The sequence below is a fragment of the Niallia endozanthoxylica genome, from assembly GCF_008710145.1.
GTDB classification, from domain to species: Bacteria; Bacillota; Bacilli; order Bacillales; family Cytobacillaceae; genus Bacillus_BD; species Bacillus_BD endozanthoxylica.
In genome coordinates this window covers 248,375-266,525 of record NZ_VYKL01000010.1, presented here as the reverse complement: position 1 = coordinate 266,525, position 18,151 = coordinate 248,375, and the positions used below count along the sequence as shown (strand labels likewise).

At 39.9% G+C, this 18,151-nt stretch carries 15 protein-coding genes and 2 riboswitches; of the genes, 3 read left to right on the top strand and 12 right to left on the bottom strand.

What is annotated here, in order from left to right:
- Positions 1-24 precede the first annotated feature (24 nt).
- The 7 genes from F4V44_RS04715 to F4V44_RS04685 all read right to left on the bottom strand — a co-directional run bounded on the left by F4V44_RS04715 (position 25) and on the right by F4V44_RS04685 (position 6,759).
- The gene (locus tag F4V44_RS04715) at positions 25-1,227 is read right to left on the bottom strand and encodes an amidase (protein ID WP_150438828.1); all 1,203 of its coding nucleotides are present in this window, start codon (positions 1,225-1,227) and stop codon (positions 25-27) included.
- 81 nt (positions 1,228-1,308) lie between these two features.
- Positions 1,309-1,956 (bottom strand): GntR family transcriptional regulator, encoded by a 648-nt coding sequence (locus F4V44_RS04710; protein ID WP_150438827.1) that lies wholly within the window; start codon positions 1,954-1,956, stop codon positions 1,309-1,311.
- Positions 1,957-2,193: 237 nt separating this feature from the next.
- Positions 2,194-2,472 (bottom strand): hypothetical protein, encoded by a 279-nt coding sequence (locus F4V44_RS04705; protein WP_150438826.1) that lies wholly within the window; start codon positions 2,470-2,472, stop codon positions 2,194-2,196.
- Positions 2,457-2,717: a CGCGG family putative rSAM-modified RiPP protein gene (locus tag F4V44_RS04700; RefSeq protein ID WP_150438825.1), complete on the bottom strand. Its 261-nt coding sequence runs from the start codon at positions 2,715-2,717 to the stop codon at positions 2,457-2,459. Before F4V44_RS04700 ends, F4V44_RS04705 begins: the two co-directional genes overlap by 16 nt.
- Before the next feature lie 87 nt (positions 2,718-2,804).
- Positions 2,805-3,947, bottom strand: coding sequence for an alpha-hydroxy-acid oxidizing protein (locus F4V44_RS04695; RefSeq protein ID WP_150438824.1), 1,143 nt, complete (start codon positions 3,945-3,947; stop codon positions 2,805-2,807).
- A 78-nt stretch (positions 3,948-4,025) separates the two neighbouring features.
- The gene (locus F4V44_RS04690; RefSeq protein WP_150438823.1) at positions 4,026-5,408 is read right to left on the bottom strand and encodes a YjiH family protein; all 1,383 of its coding nucleotides are present in this window, start codon (positions 5,406-5,408) and stop codon (positions 4,026-4,028) included.
- 13 nt (positions 5,409-5,421) lie between these two features.
- Positions 5,422-6,759: an aspartate aminotransferase family protein gene (locus F4V44_RS04685; protein WP_150438822.1), complete on the bottom strand. Its 1,338-nt coding sequence runs from the start codon at positions 6,757-6,759 to the stop codon at positions 5,422-5,424.
- 451 nt (positions 6,760-7,210) lie between these two features.
- On the opposite strand from F4V44_RS04685, the gene F4V44_RS04680 reads away from it, so the two are divergent.
- On the top strand, positions 7,211-8,077 hold the full coding sequence (locus F4V44_RS04680) for a LysR family transcriptional regulator (protein ID WP_150438821.1): 867 nt from the start codon (positions 7,211-7,213) through the stop codon (positions 8,075-8,077).
- A gap of 88 nt (positions 8,078-8,165) precedes the next feature.
- Here the strand turns inward: F4V44_RS04680 and F4V44_RS04675 are convergent, their stop codons facing one another.
- On the bottom strand, positions 8,166-9,410 hold the full coding sequence (locus F4V44_RS04675; RefSeq protein WP_150438820.1) for an MFS transporter: 1,245 nt from the start codon (positions 9,408-9,410) through the stop codon (positions 8,166-8,168).
- Between the two features lie 320 nt (positions 9,411-9,730).
- Positions 9,731-9,821: riboswitch (SAM riboswitch) on the bottom strand.
- Positions 9,822-9,985: 164 nt separating this feature from the next.
- Here F4V44_RS04675 and F4V44_RS04670 point away from each other — a divergent pair.
- Positions 9,986-12,040 (top strand): molybdopterin-containing oxidoreductase family protein, encoded by a 2,055-nt coding sequence (locus F4V44_RS04670; protein ID WP_150438819.1) that lies wholly within the window; start codon positions 9,986-9,988, stop codon positions 12,038-12,040.
- 76 nt (positions 12,041-12,116) lie between these two features.
- Here the strand turns inward: F4V44_RS04670 and F4V44_RS04665 are convergent, their stop codons facing one another.
- The 4 genes from F4V44_RS04665 to F4V44_RS04650 all read right to left on the bottom strand — a co-directional run bounded on the left by F4V44_RS04665 (position 12,117) and on the right by F4V44_RS04650 (position 15,929).
- The gene (locus F4V44_RS04665) at positions 12,117-13,325 is read right to left on the bottom strand and encodes a 2,3-diketo-5-methylthiopentyl-1-phosphate enolase (protein ID WP_223881795.1); all 1,209 of its coding nucleotides are present in this window, start codon (positions 13,323-13,325) and stop codon (positions 12,117-12,119) included.
- Positions 13,326-13,455: 130 nt separating this feature from the next.
- Positions 13,456-14,640 carry an S-methyl-5-thioribose kinase gene (gene mtnK, locus F4V44_RS04660; RefSeq protein ID WP_150438817.1) on the bottom strand — a complete coding sequence of 395 codons (1,185 nt, stop codon included), beginning with the start codon at positions 14,638-14,640 and terminating at the stop codon, positions 13,456-13,458.
- 46 nt (positions 14,641-14,686) lie between these two features.
- Complete coding sequence (locus F4V44_RS04655; protein ID WP_150438816.1) at positions 14,687-15,199, bottom strand: cupin domain-containing protein; 513 nt, start codon at positions 15,197-15,199, stop codon at positions 14,687-14,689.
- A 46-nt stretch (positions 15,200-15,245) separates the two neighbouring features.
- On the bottom strand, positions 15,246-15,929 hold the full coding sequence (locus F4V44_RS04650; RefSeq protein ID WP_150438815.1) for a 2-hydroxy-3-keto-5-methylthiopentenyl-1-phosphate phosphatase: 684 nt from the start codon (positions 15,927-15,929) through the stop codon (positions 15,246-15,248).
- A 130-nt stretch (positions 15,930-16,059) separates the two neighbouring features.
- Positions 16,060-16,164, bottom strand: a riboswitch (SAM riboswitch).
- Between the two features lie 234 nt (positions 16,165-16,398).
- Between F4V44_RS04650 and F4V44_RS04645 the strand changes: the two genes are divergently transcribed.
- A complete protein-coding gene (locus F4V44_RS04645) occupies positions 16,399-18,072 on the top strand; it encodes a glycerol-3-phosphate dehydrogenase/oxidase (protein WP_150438814.1) in 1,674 nt (557 codons plus the stop codon).
- Positions 18,073-18,151 lie beyond the last annotated feature (79 nt).

The window sequence follows — 18,151 nt, the reverse complement described above, 5'->3', positions numbered from 1 at the left end:
TTGTTTCCATTAATTATTCCATATTTACTTATCAGGGAAACAGAAGAACCCTCCACTTGCTTCGATTAATTTATGGACCCATTTGATTAAATGGAGATCTTGATTACGATTAGCAATAAAGGATAATCCAATTGGAACTCCATTTTGATTTTTAAATGGAACCGTTATTTGCGGAAATCCTGCTAATCCTGCGATACAAGTTAATTGCATGGTTCTTGTACGATGTTGTTCTCTCTTCTCTTCCTGTAAATGTCTTAAAGGTGCTTCACCAGGAGAAGTGGGAATCACAAGTAACCCGTTGTCTTTTAAAATCGTTGATAAGCGCTGCCTAATTATTTTCTTTTTTTCCATTAAAGCAGGCAAATCTCTTTCCTTTAAGGTGGAAGTCCATGTGAAACGTTCGGCGATCCCGGGACCGAATACAGGGTGTTCTTGTTCAATCCACGCACCATGCTCTTTCCATATTTGGATTCCTTGTATATAGCGAAATAGTTCAGCCCATTGTGTAAGGCCTTCCGTTGATATCTTTAAGGATTGTTTGATAGAACCCATGTCTTCTAACACTGAAGCAGCCTGTAATAAAATCATTTTCGACTCTTCCTCGATAAACGTCCATGCTTCTTCTTCAAAATATAAATAGGAAAATGAATCTTGAGCAGGCGCTTGATGGTCAAGGAATACTTCTCCGACTTTTAACAGGGTGTTAAGATCCTTTGACATCCAACCAACCGTATCAAAGCTTTTGGCCAGAGGAATGACCCCATCGATATTCACCATTCCATGCGTAGGACGAAAACCATAAATCCCACAATAGGACGCTGGAATTCTTACAGAACCGCCCGTATCTGTTCCAATGGAAAAATTGACCATCCCAGCAGCAGCTGCAACCGCGGATCCACTTGAAGACCCACCCGGAATTCGATTCGGAGCATTCGGGTTCACCGGTGTTCCATAGTGGGAATTTTCACCGTTTAAACTGTACATTAATTCGTCTGTATGTGTCGTACCCATTAGACGCGCCCCATTACTTAAGAGAATCTCGATAACTGGCGCATTTCTTTTACCTGGAGAATGCGTACGGTACCAGTCAGGATTCCCTGCCGTACTTTTATAGCCTTGAATATCAAATACATCTTTAATGGCAAAGGTTAATCCATCCAATACACCTGTACCTGTAGGTTCTAAAATGAAATCTTTCGTTATAAAAGCATTCCAGTTATCCTTCAATTCTCATCACCTGCAAATCCCTATAATTTGATGAAAATGTTGATTTTTCCTTATTAAATAGTGTTTGGATTCCTGATTCAATTAGGGTAACTTTTCTAAAATGGCATGACAGGTCTTTTGAATATGATCGCTCGTTAATGCTTGTAATCGATCCCATTCTTTTTTTGCCATATATTCAATCATTTGACCATGTTCTTTCTGCGATAAGGATAAGTGATAAGCTGAGGCGGCATAAATATTCATATAAGGTTCCACTCTTCCCCAGACCGCGTTCAATATTTCTAACATAGGCTTAGAATGAGAATACGAATAAATCTTTGTATGAAATTGTTTGTTTAGTACATTCCATTCAATAGGAGAATCAATTTTGTCATCCATTTCCTTTACCAGCTTTGTTAACTCAATTAATTCATTTTCTCCAATGTTTGGATACGACCATTCCATGGCCATTTCTTCCAAATTCATGCGGATTTTAAAAATTTCAATCAAATCTTTTGATGAGAGTTGACTGACATATATACTTCTTCTTTCAAAATGGACAAATCCCTCTGATTGCAATTTGTTCAGTGCTTCTCTCACTGGCATCGTACTAACAGCATATCTTTCTGCAATTTTTCGTATCGAAATCTTTTCTCCTGGTGAAAAATCGCCATTCATTATGTTTTCACGCAGCCGTGAATATACCTCTTGAGCAAGGGTCGGGACCGCTACCATTTGTTTTTGATCCATCTCGATGTTTCCACCTCCTCATGTGATATGTGATCACACTTTATAATTACATCATATATATGTAAAATTTTCCTTCAATATGTTTGTTAGAAAATCTGACCATATTTTTTAATAGGACCCTAGATAGGTTTGAACTGAATCCCAAAAATGGGACAGGGGATTTAGTACAACAAAAAGAGACAGTTTCCACCCATATTTTCCAGATGGTGACTGTCTCTATTCATTTTCACAAATGACTCACGGAAAATAAATCTCAACCCGATTAGAGTCGTTTTTCAATATATAATAGTTTTGAAAATCATCATTAGCAACAAAACACGAGGTTTTCTCTAGTGTTAGGATGAAATCATTGTTGTTCATTCTTTGAAACAGAATACTATTTTCTGTAACAACAATCGTCTCAAAATGAAAACCCGTTCTATTCTCTAAAAAGTCTTCCTCCTGATATTCATTGATAATCACTTGTCGATTACGATAGTTTGCTAGAATACTAGTATCCATTATTCTTTTTTCCATACTCTTAGTACATATCCCCCGCATCCGCACTGATCAATGTATTTCATTTTGATGGCATCTTTAAAATGCTCTTCTAATACTTCTATTAAATAGCTTTCAGGATGACCCAATACATCAGGCGTTACTAGATTCACATAATAACCTTTTGACGTCTTTTCTACTGCTTCCATTGCTTCCTCTATGATAAGATCCCGATTCCCTTCATATTCTTCATGTTCAAATGAAACCGACCAATTCTTCCCCATCATCTCACCCCTTTTTTCTCATCTTACAACAGTAAAAATAGTAAAGAAGTGAGATGCATCATACACCGCGAAAAGAAGGAAGATATCCTACTGTCTTACCATTTTCAGCTTGGATATTTGTTTCAAATCGGCCATCCCTGATAGAGCAAGAGAGACTTCAGTTTCCTGAATAAACCGTTCCAACACTTTTTCGACTCCTTTTTGCCCGGCTGCCGCTAAGCCATAAAGAAATGGACGTCCGATAAGAACACCAGCTGCACCCAGCGCTAGTGCTTTAACGGCATCAATCCCCCGGCGAACGCCACTGTCTAGCAAAATCGGAATCTGCCCTTTAACTGCTTCCACAATTTCTGGCAGAGCATCAATGGAGGCAATCACTCCGTCAAGCTGACGTCCGCCGTGATTGGAAACAATGATTCCGTCTACACCGTATTCTACAGCTATTTTGGCATCTTCCGGATGTAAAATTCCTTTGATTAAAACAGGCAGGCTTGTTCGTTTTTTGACCTCAGCAATGTCTTTCCAGGTGAGATTGGGATGCTGGATGTTTTCAAAGATACTTGCTATCACGGATTCTTGATCATGGTTTGGCAAAGACTTCATAAACACTGGATCATTGACATAGTTTCCCTTTCCGTACCCTAATGCCAGAGGCGAGAAGCCGCTCCTTATATCCTGTTCCCTCCAGCCCGCCATAACGGTATCCACCGTAATGACGATTGCTTCGTAGCCAGACTTTTCAGCTCTTTCCACCATGCTATAGGAAAGCTCAGGATGGACACTGGAAAAATAAAGCTGGAACCACTTCGGAGCAGAGGGCACTGCCTCTGCAATCTCCTCCAAGGAACAGGTGGATACCGTGCTGACAATCAAAGGAATCTCCATCACAGCAGCCGCTTTCGCCGTCGCCCGCTCTGCCTCCTCATATGCGAGCACCTGTACTCCAATGGGAGCTAGGAAGAAGGGCGTTTTGTAGCTGCGTCCAAACAACTTTACACTCATATCCACAGTAGATACATCCTGAAGGATTCGTGGGACAATTGCCCACTTGGAAAAAGCCTCGGCATTTCGTTTCTCCGTCTCTCCCCTGCCCGCTCCCGTACTGGCATATCCAAAACCACCCGGCAGCATGTTTTCAGCCGCTTGTTGTTCCCATTCTTCAAACGTAAGAGGAAAATCCTGTTCCTTACTCATATTTTTCATTAAAAGATCTCTATTAACAATCGTCATATCCATGCCTTCTTTCTACAGAAATAAGGGACAGGTTCACTGTCACACTTCACAACGAACCTGTCCCATATACTTTTTTTAAAAAACAAACAAATGTGCAATTACAACAATGACTGGCAATGTAATAATCGTTCTTTCTAGGAAGATAACGAATAGTTCAAAAATGGTTAATGGAATATTTGAACGAAGAATTAAAATTCCAATTTCAGACATATAGATTAACTGTGTTAACGAAAGACCTGCGACAACAAAACGAGTTAATTCACTTTCAATGCCGCTTCCGATAACCGGCGGCAAGAACATGTCCGCAAATCCAACGAGCATTGTTTTCGCCGCAGATTCCGCTTCTGGCAGCTGCATCCACTCTAACACCGGCACAAACGGAGAAGAGATAATCTGAAAGACCGGTGTATATTCTGCAATAATTAATGCCGCTGCACCTAAGCTCATCACAAGCGGAATTAAGCCTAACCAAATATCAAGTACCGTTTCGACTCCATTGGCAAATAATTTACCGGCACCGGGCGCGGATTTTGCCTTATTCAATGCCTGTTCCCATCCCCATTTCCATTTAGAGACTCCTTCTGGAATCGTTTCATCAATCTGCTGCCCGACCGGCTCATAGTACGTGTCCGGTTTTCTGGAAAGCGGCGGAATTCTAGGCATAATAATCGCTGCTACTACACAAGCAACGGCAACCGTTAAGTAAAAAGGAACAAATAAATGTCCGATCCCTACCACATTGGCTACAACTAAGCTAAAGGCAATCGATGCAATCGAAAACGTCGTCGCAATGACAGCCGCTTCACGCTTCGTATAATATCCTTCATCATATTGCTTCGTTGTTACCAGCACACCGACCGTTCCAGCTCCCATCCATGAAGCCAAACAGTCGATAGAAGAACGTCCAGGCAGCTTAAATACCGGTCTCATCATTTTCTGAACAAGTGCTCCGATAAACTCCATTAAGCCAAACTCTACTAATAAAGGGAGCAAGATGCCAGCAAATAGAAACCACGTTAATAATACTGGAGCCAAGTCATAAAGAACGACTCCACCTGTGTTGCGGGACCAAATAAACTCTGGTCCCACCTCAAGAATAGTCATGAGTCCGACCATAAATCCAATTACCCGTGCGGCAATTCCAAATAGTCCAACATCAAATAATCCTTTTAAAAATTTATGATTCAAAATAAATGATGGTTTCACTAATTTTGTTACCATCGATAACCCTGCAGATATTCCTAAAAGGAAAACGATAAAAGCAGGAATATACTCTTTAAATACACCATTGACCATTGAAGCAAGAATGCCTACGCCAATCGTCACTTCTCCGTTAAACTTAACGGGTAAAAGAAACAACAACGTCCCTATTAATGAAGGAATAATAAATTTTAAATATCCTGATGAACCTGACGCGGCATGTTTCTGACTCACTTCTACTTTTGCTTCTGCCTTCATTCTTTTCCCCCCTTTAGCTCATTGCTAGACCTGTAACAGCCTCACGCAATCCTAATTCACTCTCATACTCCGTAATCGCTTCATCAAGTATCGAAAGACCAAGGTCCATATGTTCTTTATCTACTGTCAACGGTGGCATCATACGGATTACCTCGCCTTTATTTCCGCTTAAATATAAAATGAGACCCTTCTCCAGACACTTTTCAAGAATCGTCATTAAACCTTCCCCATTCGGCTCTCCCGTTTCAGGCTGAATCACTTCAATTCCTAACATTAAGCCAATGCCACGAACCGTTCCCATCACAGGATGCTTTTCTTTCAACTCTGTTAATTTACTTAAAGCATATTCGCCTAGCGTTTTAGCATTTTCAACTAAGCCCTCTTCTTTTAACACATCAATTGTTGCGACTGCAGCCGCACATGCAATCGGATTTCCGCCAAACGTTGTACTATGACTGCCAATCGCCCATTGCTCCATCAATTCTTGTGAAGCCACCGTTGCACTTAGCGGTAATCCGCTGGCAATCCCTTTGGCGATGGCCATAATATCCGGCGTGACACCAAATCGATTCGCAGCAAACCAGTCACCCGTACGTCCAAACCCTGTTTGAACCTCATCGAAGATTAGTAGAATCCCATGCTGGTCACAGATTTCACGAATCTTTTGCAGCCATGCCTTTGGCGGTACAACATAGCCGCCTTCACCAAGAACAGGTTCCATAATAACTGCAGCCACTTCATCCGGTGACACTTGATGGTTAAATAATCGCTCAAAATCCTTTTCCACATGCTCTGACCAATATACCTCCGGGTCCAAGCCATCTGGTGTTTCAGTCACCTGTGCATATGGCAGCTGGTACGTCATTCCCGCACCAACAGGCAGACTTTTTCTATACTTGCTTTTCGAAGTCGTCAGGCTCAGTGCCCCCATTGTTCTGCCATGAAATCCCCCAAGGAAAGAAACGACATAATTTCTTTTTGTCACATGACGCGCCAGTTTCACGGCTCCTTCAATGGCCTCAGCACCGCTATTTCCAAAGAAAAAGCAATCTAGCGATTCTGGTAAAATGGTTCTCAGCTTTTTAGCTAAAAGCATAATAGATTCATAGTTGATAATGCCAATCGGACCATGAACTAAGTGATCCACTTGATCCTTAATCGCTGCAATCACCTTTGGATGTCTATGTCCTGTATTTTCCGTTGCAATCCCTGATGTAAAATCCAAATATTTTTTTCCATCAACACCTATATAAAATAGCCCTTCCGATTTAACAACTGGCAGGTTGGGAAAATCCTTTGCCATCGTCGGTGCTAATAAACCTTCTTCATTAATTGTATTCCAATCTATCATAACTACATCTCCTATTTACTATTTGAATATTTATGAATTATTCCACACAATACACTATCAGGCAACTTTGAACCATAAGGATTTTTAATAGTAAAAAGGGATATTTAAGAAGAAAATCATACCTGAGGAAGAAAGCCACCATCGTTGAAAAAGAGTGATAATCATGCCCTTATAGCTGTTACATAGGCATTAATAGATAAAAAAAAAGAAATGAGCACATGAGGAAACCTGATTAAAAAGCAGATTGAACCATTAAGAAAAATTATGAATCATTATGGATATCTATGAATATTTATAAATCCCTACTCTTCTTACTTCCAAATCCTACCGCTAATAACGCGCAATTTTACTATGTTATAATAATAATATCTTTATTTTCTATAAGATTATATCGGAATGATTTAACATTTAGCTCTGTGGAAACGGAATTTTTTAGAAAAGAGGTGATGGAATGGAGTTGCGAAACTTAAAAACCTTTAAAGTTGTTGCAGAGGAACTGAATCTGACAAAGGCAGCTAAGAGATTAGGATATACGCAGCCTACACTCACATTACAAATACAATCTCTTGAAAAAGAGCTTAACCATACACTATTAACAAGAATTGGAAAAAAGACGTTATTAACGACTGCAGGGAAAAAACTAAAGGTCCATGTCGATCAAATCTTTGCACTGATGGATCAAATGGAAAAAGAAATGGATGAACTGCGAGGACCCTCAGGTATTCTTACGATTGCAGCATCTGATTACTATTGTACACAGCATCTTTCACCTATTATAAGAAGTTATACGGAATTGCATCCCGATGTAAGAGTGAGTCTGTTGCCGCTTAACAGTGTCCATGCCATCCAAAGTGTTAAAGACCAAGTGGCAGACCTAGCGATTATTGCTAGTGATTGTCATGAAGTTGATATGAGGCAAACCTTTTTAGAGGAAGAAAAGACTCTTTTGGTCGTATCATCGGACATTAGCAAGGGCAGAGATTTGGAAGAGATTTTTCGTCAGTATCCATTTATCTCCTACGACAAAGATTGCAGCTTCAGCAGCATCATTGACCAGTATTTCAAAACAAGCGATTTGCAGCCCCAATCCATGATTGTTGTTGGAGGCAGTGATGAAACAATCAAAAGAGCTGTCTTAAACGGTACTGGCTATGCCATTTTAGGAGAAAATATTATAAAAAACGAACTGAAGGATGGCTCCATTACCATCCTCCAACCCGTATCCGAATCCATTATCACTTCCATCATCAGTTTAAAGGTTCGTTCGGAAGAGCCCAACATTCAAACCTTTAATGAGTTTATCCAAGGGGCTTGGTGATACAAGAAGAAGGGCTGCCCTTATGGACAGCCCTTCTTCCTGTATCACTGATTAAATTTGAAACAATCGCCTTTTAATAACCAATTTGTTAAGAAACCACCGAAACCTTCTCGTTTCGTAATTCCTCTTGTTCTGGTACACGAATAAATTTAGTAATAATAGCACTAATAATATAAAGGACTGCAAAAATCCAGACAACCCCTTCTGCTCCAAGAGGACCAATAAAAATCCCTGCGAGAGCCGGTGCAACAAAAGTTGATAAACCAGCTGCTAAGTTTAGAACAGACATCGCAGGTCCCTTGTCTTCTCCTGCAACAGATGGAACGATTGCGCTGATTGGAACGAAGGCTGCTAGACAAATTCCCCAAATGAATCCGACAACACTTGTTATCGCAAGATTTCCATTTGTAATAACTGGAACGTAGAATAATAGAAGGGAGAACACCGCACATCCAATACCGCCAAACCAAATAACTGTCTTTTTCCAGCCTATTTTATCTCCAACAATTCCCCATACAATATTGAAAAAGATATTCCCCATAAAAATCGTGCCCCATAATTGCAGCCAAACCGTTGTGCCAATTCCATGTTGAGCCATATGCATCGGCAAGAACACAGGAAATCCATATGTTCCAATCGTATTAATAACCCTTACCACTCCGCCGGCTGCTACTCTAGGGTTTTCCTTCAAAATTGTAATCCCTTTTACTAGCTCTTGTACTTGTTCTTTTTTATTTGTAATTGGTTTCTTTTTAAATTTATCCTTGTTAAGAACTAGGGCAAAAAACGCACCTAAGCAAACAAAGAAAATGGAAGTCCATAATGTATTGACGTATCCAAGGTACTTAATGGCAACACTTGAATACCAAGCGCCTAGTACCATCATTCCTGTACAAAAAGCAAACCAGAACCAGCCAATCGCCGTACTTAACTTATTGCTTGGTGTCCGGTAAATGACCCATGTTAAAAAGGAATAAGTAAACAATGGATAACCAAAACCTTTAATAAAATAGGAGAGAAGCATCACCGGGTAGTTCATCGTTTGAAAACCAAAAACGATAAATGCAGCAGTCCCAATCACATAAAACAATACCCCTGCGAACATTGATTTTTTCGGACCATAAATTTCTAAGCAAACACCCGAAAACCATGAAGCAATCGTAATCGAAATTCCATATACCGTAAAGATGGTTGCTGACTGTTGAATTGTCAATCCATTTTCAACTAAGAATGGACTAATCCACCCAGCTTCAAGCCCGTCTCCCATCATAAAGATTAAAATCCCTAAAAATCCCCAACTCAAACTTTTCGGAATACCAATTTTATCCAGCATCTTATTTTCTTCCCTTCATTCTATTTATTTACTCTCTCATTCCATCCATTCAGTTGATAGTCAACTCTTCATTCATTCCCTTACAACCATCTTTCAAATAATAGTTAACCACTATGTTTAGTCTGCTATTAAGTTATAACTACCTGCCCCCTTAAACGTCTCTAAGGGGTTTCTGTAAAAAGCTTACTCATTCTCTGAAAGCGTGGCAGCTTATTGTTCCCTCCCATCCTCTGTTAAACAAAAAATCTCTTTCCGATAAACAGAAAGAGATCTTCACTGTACAAATATTGTCTAAATAACAATAAAATAAGTGCATTCTCTTTCTATCTCTCAAGCTACGCTTGCTGGAATTGGCACAATCATGTTGCCGAGGTTTCATAAGGCCAGTCCCTCCACCTCTCTTGATAGAAATATTACAATATTATTATGTTGAAAATATTGCTATTCTTGTAGAATATACTTAATATAAAGAATAATAGATTATATGTCAATCATTTTCTCAATCTTTTAAATATTAATTTTTGTGATATAATTTATAAATTCATTTAAACTTCATTCAGAAAGGGAGCATAAAGATGGAAACCTATAAAGATATGAAAAATGGCGTATTCCCTTCTGTTTGTTCTCTAGATTGTCCAGATCAATGTGGATTACTCGTACACAAACAGGATGGGAAAATTGTTAAAATTGAAGGCGATCCTGATCACCCGATTACAAAAGGGAGCATTTGCAACAAAGTTCGAAATATGACAGAGCGCATCTACGACCGCAATAGAATCGAAACACCTTTAAAACGTGTGGGACAAAAGGGTGAAGGAAAATTCACTCCGATCAGCTGGGAAGAAGCAATCGAAACCATTACAACTCATTGGGAAAAATTGATTAAAGAGGAAGGTCCAGAATCGATTCTTCCTTACAGTTTTTACGGCAATATGGGGAACCTTTCAGCCGAAGGAATGGACCGCCGCTTCTTTAACCGCCTTGGAGCCAGTCAACTAGATCGAACCATTTGTTCTTTAGCCGGAACGGTTGGCTATGACTATACAATGGGTGGAAGTTACGGAACGGATCCTGAAGATATGACGGAAACCCAATTGTTTATTTTCTGGGGTGTAAACGCCGTCAGTACCAATATGCACCAAGTCATGATTGCCCAAAAGGCGAGAAAAAAGGGCGCAAAAATCATTGTCATTGACGTCCATAAAAATCAAACCGGAAAGATGGCCGACTGGTTTATTCCGATTCTTCCAGGGTCTGATGGTGCCCTTGCGTTGGGAATCATGCATATTCTCTACAAAGAAAACCTAGTCAATCAAGCGTTTCTAGAAAAATACACAGTTGGTTACAAGGAATTAGAAGAGCATCTTGAACAATATCATCCTGAGATGATTTCCGCCATTACTGGCGTTCCTATAGAAGATCTTTATCAATTGGCTAGAATGTACGGCAATACATCTCCTTCTATGATTCGAATCGGAAATGGCTTGCAGCACCATGATAATGGAGGAATGAATGCCCGAACCATTTCCTGCTTGCCTGCTTTAACAGGACAATGGCTTGTAAAAGGAGGCGGCGCTGTCAGGGCCAATGCGGATTTCCTTTCTTTTAATCGAGCTGCCTTACAGCGTCCGGATTTGCTAAAAACAGAAACACGTGCCATTAACATGAATCAAATTGGGAAAGCCTTACTGCAAAAAGAGCAGCCAATTCAATCCTTATATGTTTATAGCAGTAATCCAGCTCTTGTGGCACCAGAATCCAACCTAGTACGCGCCGGTCTTGCACGTGAAGACTTATTCACGGTTGTTCATGACTTGTTCATAACGGAAACAGCGTTATTTGCTGATATTGTCCTGCCGGCTAAATCAGCCTTTGAAATCACTGATTTTTATACGTCATACTGGCATAATCATATTCAATTACAGGAACCGGTTATTCCTCCTTACGGGGAAAGTAAATCAAACACAGAGGTTTTTAGGCTGCTTGCACAAGGCATGGGATTTGACGATCAGGCACTTCAAGATAGTGATATCGAATTAATCAACCAAGCATTGCAAGGTGCAGGGAATCCTTATTTACCTGATTTGACCTATGAACAATTGAAGAAAGAGCGCTATATCAAAGCAAGCAATATGGAGAACTTTCTTGAAGCCTTACCGACACCAAGCGGTAAGATTGAATTATATTCTAAAAAGATGGAAGAGGACGGTTACCCAGCATTGCCTACGTATATGCCATTAGTCGAGGAGAAAGAGTATCCATTGCAGTATGTACCTGCACCAAACCATAATTTCTTAAACTCTACTTTCTCTAATAACGAAAAGCATATCCTATTAGAAAAAACGCCAAAGCTATTTATCCATCCAATAGATGCAGAAAGCCGAGGCATTGAGGATGGGATGACTGTCCGCATTTGGAACAATCGCGGGGAATGTGAATTAACGGCGGTTGTGGGAGAAAACGTCCTGCCTGGCGTGGTTGTCAGTCAAGGTCTATGGTCAGACATGACTGGTAAAAAACATCTCGTCAATTCCTTAACCCCTGACCGGATTGCGGATATGGGCGGCGGAGCAACCTTTTTCTCCGGCCGCGTCAATGTCGAAACAATTAAAAATGAATCATTACAATAAAATGAACAAAGCCCAAATCATCTACGATTTGGGCTTTGTTGTTATCTTCCCTGCGAAAAGGGAACCATTTAATTCTTTAAGAAACCGTCATTTCTCCCCATTGCTCAAGAGCACGTTTTAATGGTTCTGACGTGTTGGCCGCTTCACTAAGCGGAATATGTTGAACACTCGCATCGATTGCAGCTCTAAAGGCCTGTGCCCCGCTGATTGGGCCATCCGGATGTCCAAAGATACCGCCGCCTGCATTTACTACAAGATTGTCTCCAAAGTCTTTCAACAATTGCGGAACGAGTCCTGGATGAATACCTGCAGATGGAACGGAAAAGGTTTTTTCAAAGCCATTTTCTTCTGTTAACGTACGGTTAATAGCCGAAGCTTCTTCTTTAGAAATCGTCACATTGCCCTTCGATTTATCTCCATATGGGCTTGGGAACAAGGATAAATCCCCGCCCACTAGACGTGTTAGTTTACCTACCAATAATTCATAAGAGAATCCCCCGCCAGCTTGTCCAGCAAGAACACCTGATAGAGCTGAGTGGGCAACAATCGGCAAGTTAATCTGATGATTTTCACGAAGACTTTGAAGGGCATCTAATCCATAAGCATGCACATTAAACAATAAACAATTGGCTCCTAATTCCTGAGCTCGTTCTGCTTTTTCACTCAGTGTACTTGTCTTTCCTGACAAATTCACCGCATATAACACTTTGTTTCCTGTCTTTTCATAATGGCGGTCTAAGATTTCCTTTGCTGTTGTAATCCGCTTATAAAAAGGAGTCAACTCATTCTCAAACAGAATTTCATCGTCTTTGACAAGGTCGATTCCACCAGCTAATAAATCTTCTAATTGTGCTGAAAAGAAAGAAAGATCTCTTCCCATAATCCCTTTAAAAATCGCCTTTAATAGCGGACGATCATACACATTCAATTGTTCCCGAATTCCTTTTGCGCCAAAACGCGGGCCCGGAAACTGTGAAAGTAAGTCTTGATCAAACTCTAAGTCAATCAATTCATAGCCTTCAAAGAAGGAAAGCTTGCCATATACTGTTGTGAAAATAGCTGGAAGATCTGCTGAAACATTAGCAGAAGGATAAAAGATTTTGACCTTATCCTTTGTTTCCCCTTTTTCAATCGATACAACTTCACCCTTGTGCTTCTTTAATTGTTCCATCTCAAGATGGTGAATATCTGTCCAAGAGCCGATAGTTAACCCAAGTGCATGCTGTTCGGCTATTTCACTTTGATTTGGCTTTGTTGGAAATAAATATGTTGCTGTAACGCCCATTAAAAAACCCTCCTGCATTCCAATCATTTTCTTAGTCTGTGTTACTGATAATAGTTAATCATATGACCATAGGCCATTAAAGCATCAACAAAGTTGTTTAACATAGCCTTTACTTAAAACCTACTCCTGCTTAGCGAAACCAATTCTCCAATTCTTCTAACGAACGAATCTTGCTGCGTTCCATAATTAAATACTTTCCTAGCTCAACCGTCTTCCTTCTTCTTTCCATTCGCTTTTGTTCATCCTGTTCATGATTTAAATCATCAATTTGGGCGATGCCGATCGCACGGCGAATCATCTCACAGCCGGCATACCCTAACATATCAGAGAAGATTTCTTCTAGTAAGTCCGTCAAATAGCCATCAATCTGAGTATAGGCTTCGTTAGACTCGTTTCTCCAAAGCTCAGAGAATTTAGCACTGAACGCATACCATGTTTCACGCGCCTGTTCATAACGTTTATATTCGTACTGCGGACTGCCGATTCCATTGATAAATAAATTGGCGATAAAATGAGCCATATCAAAGCCAAACGGGCCAAAGCAGGCAAATTCAGTATCAAATACAACCGTTTTATCTTCAGAAACGAAAATAGCCCCGCTGTGTAAGTCACTATGAATCAACGCATCCGCTTTCGTCATAAATTTATGCTTGAGCTTTGCTACTTCTTTTTTTAGCTTTTGATCCTGACTTAAGAATAACACATCATTTTTCAGTCCTGCTTCAAAATAATTGCTTTCGTGGAATTGAAACGGACGATCAAAAACCAATTCCTCTGTCAGCTGTCTCATACCAGGATTCATTAAGGAGGCATTCAGCTCCTTTTTCACCATTGGATCTAGATAATAATCCGATGTATAAAAAAGCGTTTGGGCGCTAAATTCAGCTACATCTTTCGTAAATCCTGCTGGTTCCGCCCCATGAATCAAGGCCGTTCTCCCCACTTGCATGGGAGACATATCTTCTGTAATCAAAATGGCCATATTCTCATCTAAAAGGAGAACTTTTGGAGCCGAACCAGGCAGAATGCGATCATATTCCTGTAAGACCCTTGCCTCTACTCTTACCCGATCTAGCGGCAATGGCATCGTTTCTCCAACCGTTCTGGCATACGGTACTGCCTGCTTATAAATAAGTGTCTTACCTTCTCCGGTCAATCTATATACATGATTGATTTTGCCATCACTAATTTCTATCACCGAAACAGGCTCATCCTCACGAAAGAATCCATGCTTCTTCACGTAATGAATAATGTCTTCTTCATTTAAAAATTGATACTGGTTACTGCCTTTTTCTTGGACGCTAGGTAAGCTCATCCTACTCCCCCTCTTCTCTTCCTAAGCCGAATTTATTATAGTGTTTTTAATAAACAGGTACCCATCCTTCTTCTGTCACAAAGATGCGAATGGCCACTGTTTTACGGTCAAAATCCAATGTAAAGTAGTGGCGTACTCCCTCTGGAACAGAAATAAGGTCTCCTGCTTCTAGATGCACTTCGAAAAATTGACCATTTTTTCCTTGAATAATGAAAACAGCATGTCCACTTGCAATAAATCTTACTTCATCATCTGTATGGTGATGCTCACGCTCAAAACCTTTCAATAATTCTTCTAGATTCGGCGTATGATCTGCTAATGAAATCACATCCCATGATTTGTATCCTCGTCTTGCCGCAATATCCTTAATTTCTTCCTGAAATGCATTCAATACGGCTTGCTTTTCATCATCACTTAATACATACTTTTCCTGTAATTGTACAGGCAATTTATTAATATCCCATTTTTCATAAATCACATCTTGTGTTTGTAAAAAAGAAATCACTTCTTCTTGATTATCAATGATTTGGTTTGTTTCTTGAATTTTGATTGTTGTCATGATTCGTCCTCCATCTTTATCGTCATTTTAATATTCTGACTCTATTTTACTGACTTACATATAGATTTTCTAATATATTGATACAATCATAGAAGGTTTCAAAGGATTGAGAAGGAATCGAAAGCTCTCCGCATTTCTCTAATAAATAATCCCTCGCAATCACTGTATCAGCCATTTTTGCTGCTTCTAAGTCTGTCACCGAATCTCCAATCACAATCGAGTGGGTATCTTTCGTTGACATCTTTCGAATAACCGATGGCTTACAACAGCCGCAATTTTGGTTCAAGCATGTCTCATCACAGCTGTGAGGCCAATGAATGTGAATATTTTCACCATTGAAATCTGCTTCATTACAAAAGATCCCAGTCATAGAACCAAAAGGCTGTAACATCGGTTTCACAAAGAAATCCATTCCCCCGCTGACAATATAAAGAGGAATGCCTTTTTCTTTTGTATATTGAACGAAGTCGCCAAATCCTTCTCTTATTTCTGAAGTTTCTAAAAGGAAGTGAACAATTTCCTTTTGTAAAGAAGATGGAAGGAGACGAAACATCTCTCCAACACCCTCTCGAATGCTAATCGATTGTGCTAATACTCCATCTTTCCATGCTTCCCACTCAGGGGGAGCAAATTGCTTCATAATACTAATGATGTTATCTTTCTTCGTGACCGTACCATCAAAGTCACAAAATATCATGGGCTGCTTCAAATTTTCTTCTCCTCTTTCCATTCACGATGAACGATGAATCACTTATCATCCTTTTCTTCTATCGATTAACCTTATTCAGATGCCTGATCTCTCATTGATAAAGAACTCAAAAAAACCCCTTCAAATAAGAAGAGGTTTTAAAAAAAACAACTTCTTATCTACCAACATTTCTGTTGCAAGAATTAGCACCGTGCTCAAGTATGAGTCGGTTGCCGGGCTTCTTAGGGCTTTTCCCTCCACCTGCTCGTGATAAGAATTTATCCATCATTTACTTTTTTCAGATAACTTTATTAGGATTATCACAGATTCTATTAACACTGTCAACATCTTAGTATTATAATAATATATAAATTAAGATAGAATTATGTGAAAATAGTAATATAATATCTAACCCTCATCTACTATATCCGACTTCATCTTTTTTCACCTTTTACACCGAACATACGAGTATGAACAAATATTTATTTTTTACACAATGGAGGAATTCATCATGCGTGAAGCATTTTCTAGTTTAAAAAGAAATGAAATCATAGCAAATATGCAAGAAACGGAATTTGATTTATTAGTGATTGGAGGGGGCATTACAGGAGCAGGGATTGCCTTGGATGCTGCAAGCCGCGGAATGAAAACAGCCCTCATAGAAATGCAGGATTTTGCCGCAGGAACGTCCAGTCGTTCATCCAAAATGGTTCATGGCGGCCTGCGTTATTTAAAAAAATACGAAGTGAGAATTGTAGCAGAAACAGGGAAAGAACGGGCCATTGTGTATGAAAATGGACCGCATGTGACGACCCCTGAGTGGATGATTCTACCAATATACAAAGATGCCGACTATGGAATGTTGATGACCTCTATCGGGTTACGTGCCTATGATTTCTTAGCAGGAGTCAAAAAGAAAGAAAGAAACAGCATGTTTAAACGAGAAGCCATCTTAGAAATGGAACCTAAATTTAAAAAAGAAGGGCTGCTCGGCGGCGGAAAATTCGTTGAGTACCGGTCAGATGATGCTAGATTAACCATCGAAGCCATGAAAGAAGCGGTACGTTTTGGGGCAGCTGTTATCAATTATACAAAGGTCACTGATTTTATTTATCAGGATGGAAAAGTAACCGGTGTTTCAGCTGTTGACCAACTCAATGGCAGAGTAAGCGAAATACGCGCAAAAAAAATAGTGAACGCTGCCGGTCCATGGGTTGATACATTACGAGAAAAAGATCATTCCTTAGATGATAAGAAAATGCATATCACAAAAGGCGTCCATCTCGTTTTTGACCAAAGTGTCCTGCCTTTAAAACAATCGGTTTACTTTGATACGCCTGATGGCCGGATGATTTTAATGATTCCAAGGAATGGGAAAACGTATGTCGGAACAACCGATACGGAATACAAGGGAGACTTAACAAAACCAAGAATGACCAAAAGTGATATCGAGTACATCTTGAAGACCATTCGTTTTATTTTTCCTGATACAAAACTGAAAGAAAGTGATATTGAATCAAGCTGGGCAGGTGTTCGACCATTGATTCATCAGGAGGGGAAGAGCGCATCTGCCATCTCAAGAAAAGATGAAATTTGGGAATCACCATCCGGGTTAATTACGATTGCAGGCGGCAAGCTAACAGGCTATAGAAAAATGGCGGAAACCATTGTCGACTTCGTCTCAGCTAAATTCAAACAAGAATATGGGATCATGTTTTCAGCCTGCGAAACGAAACACATGCCTATCTCAGGGGGACATGTTGGCGGTTCTAAACAGTTCCCTTCCTTTATAAAAGAGAAAGTAAGACTGGGAGCAGACTTTGGCCTGGACAAGGAAAAAGCTTATTCACTTGTTCATAAATATGGTTCAAACATTGACCATCTCTATCATTTGATTGATCAGTACAAGACGGAAGCTGAAGCCTATGGAATGCCCGTCGACCTCTATGCACAAGTTCGTTATTCCATCGAAGCTGAATTGGCCTGCACCCCTGTTGACTTTTTCTGGCGACGAACAGGCACCTTACTTTTTGATATCCAATGGGTAAAGAAATGGAAAGAAAAGGTCGTCCAATTGATGGGTGCTCTACTTCATTGGAACGAAGAACAAAAAGAACGGTTTCTTTTGGATTTGAATCAACATCTACACCATGTCACGCATCCACTTGATCAAGAATCTGTATAAAGAATGAAGAGAATACTAGAAATCAGCATCTTAATGACTCAAAAAGGGAAAGCCGCTGTCCCGTAAGGTGTAAAAAAGA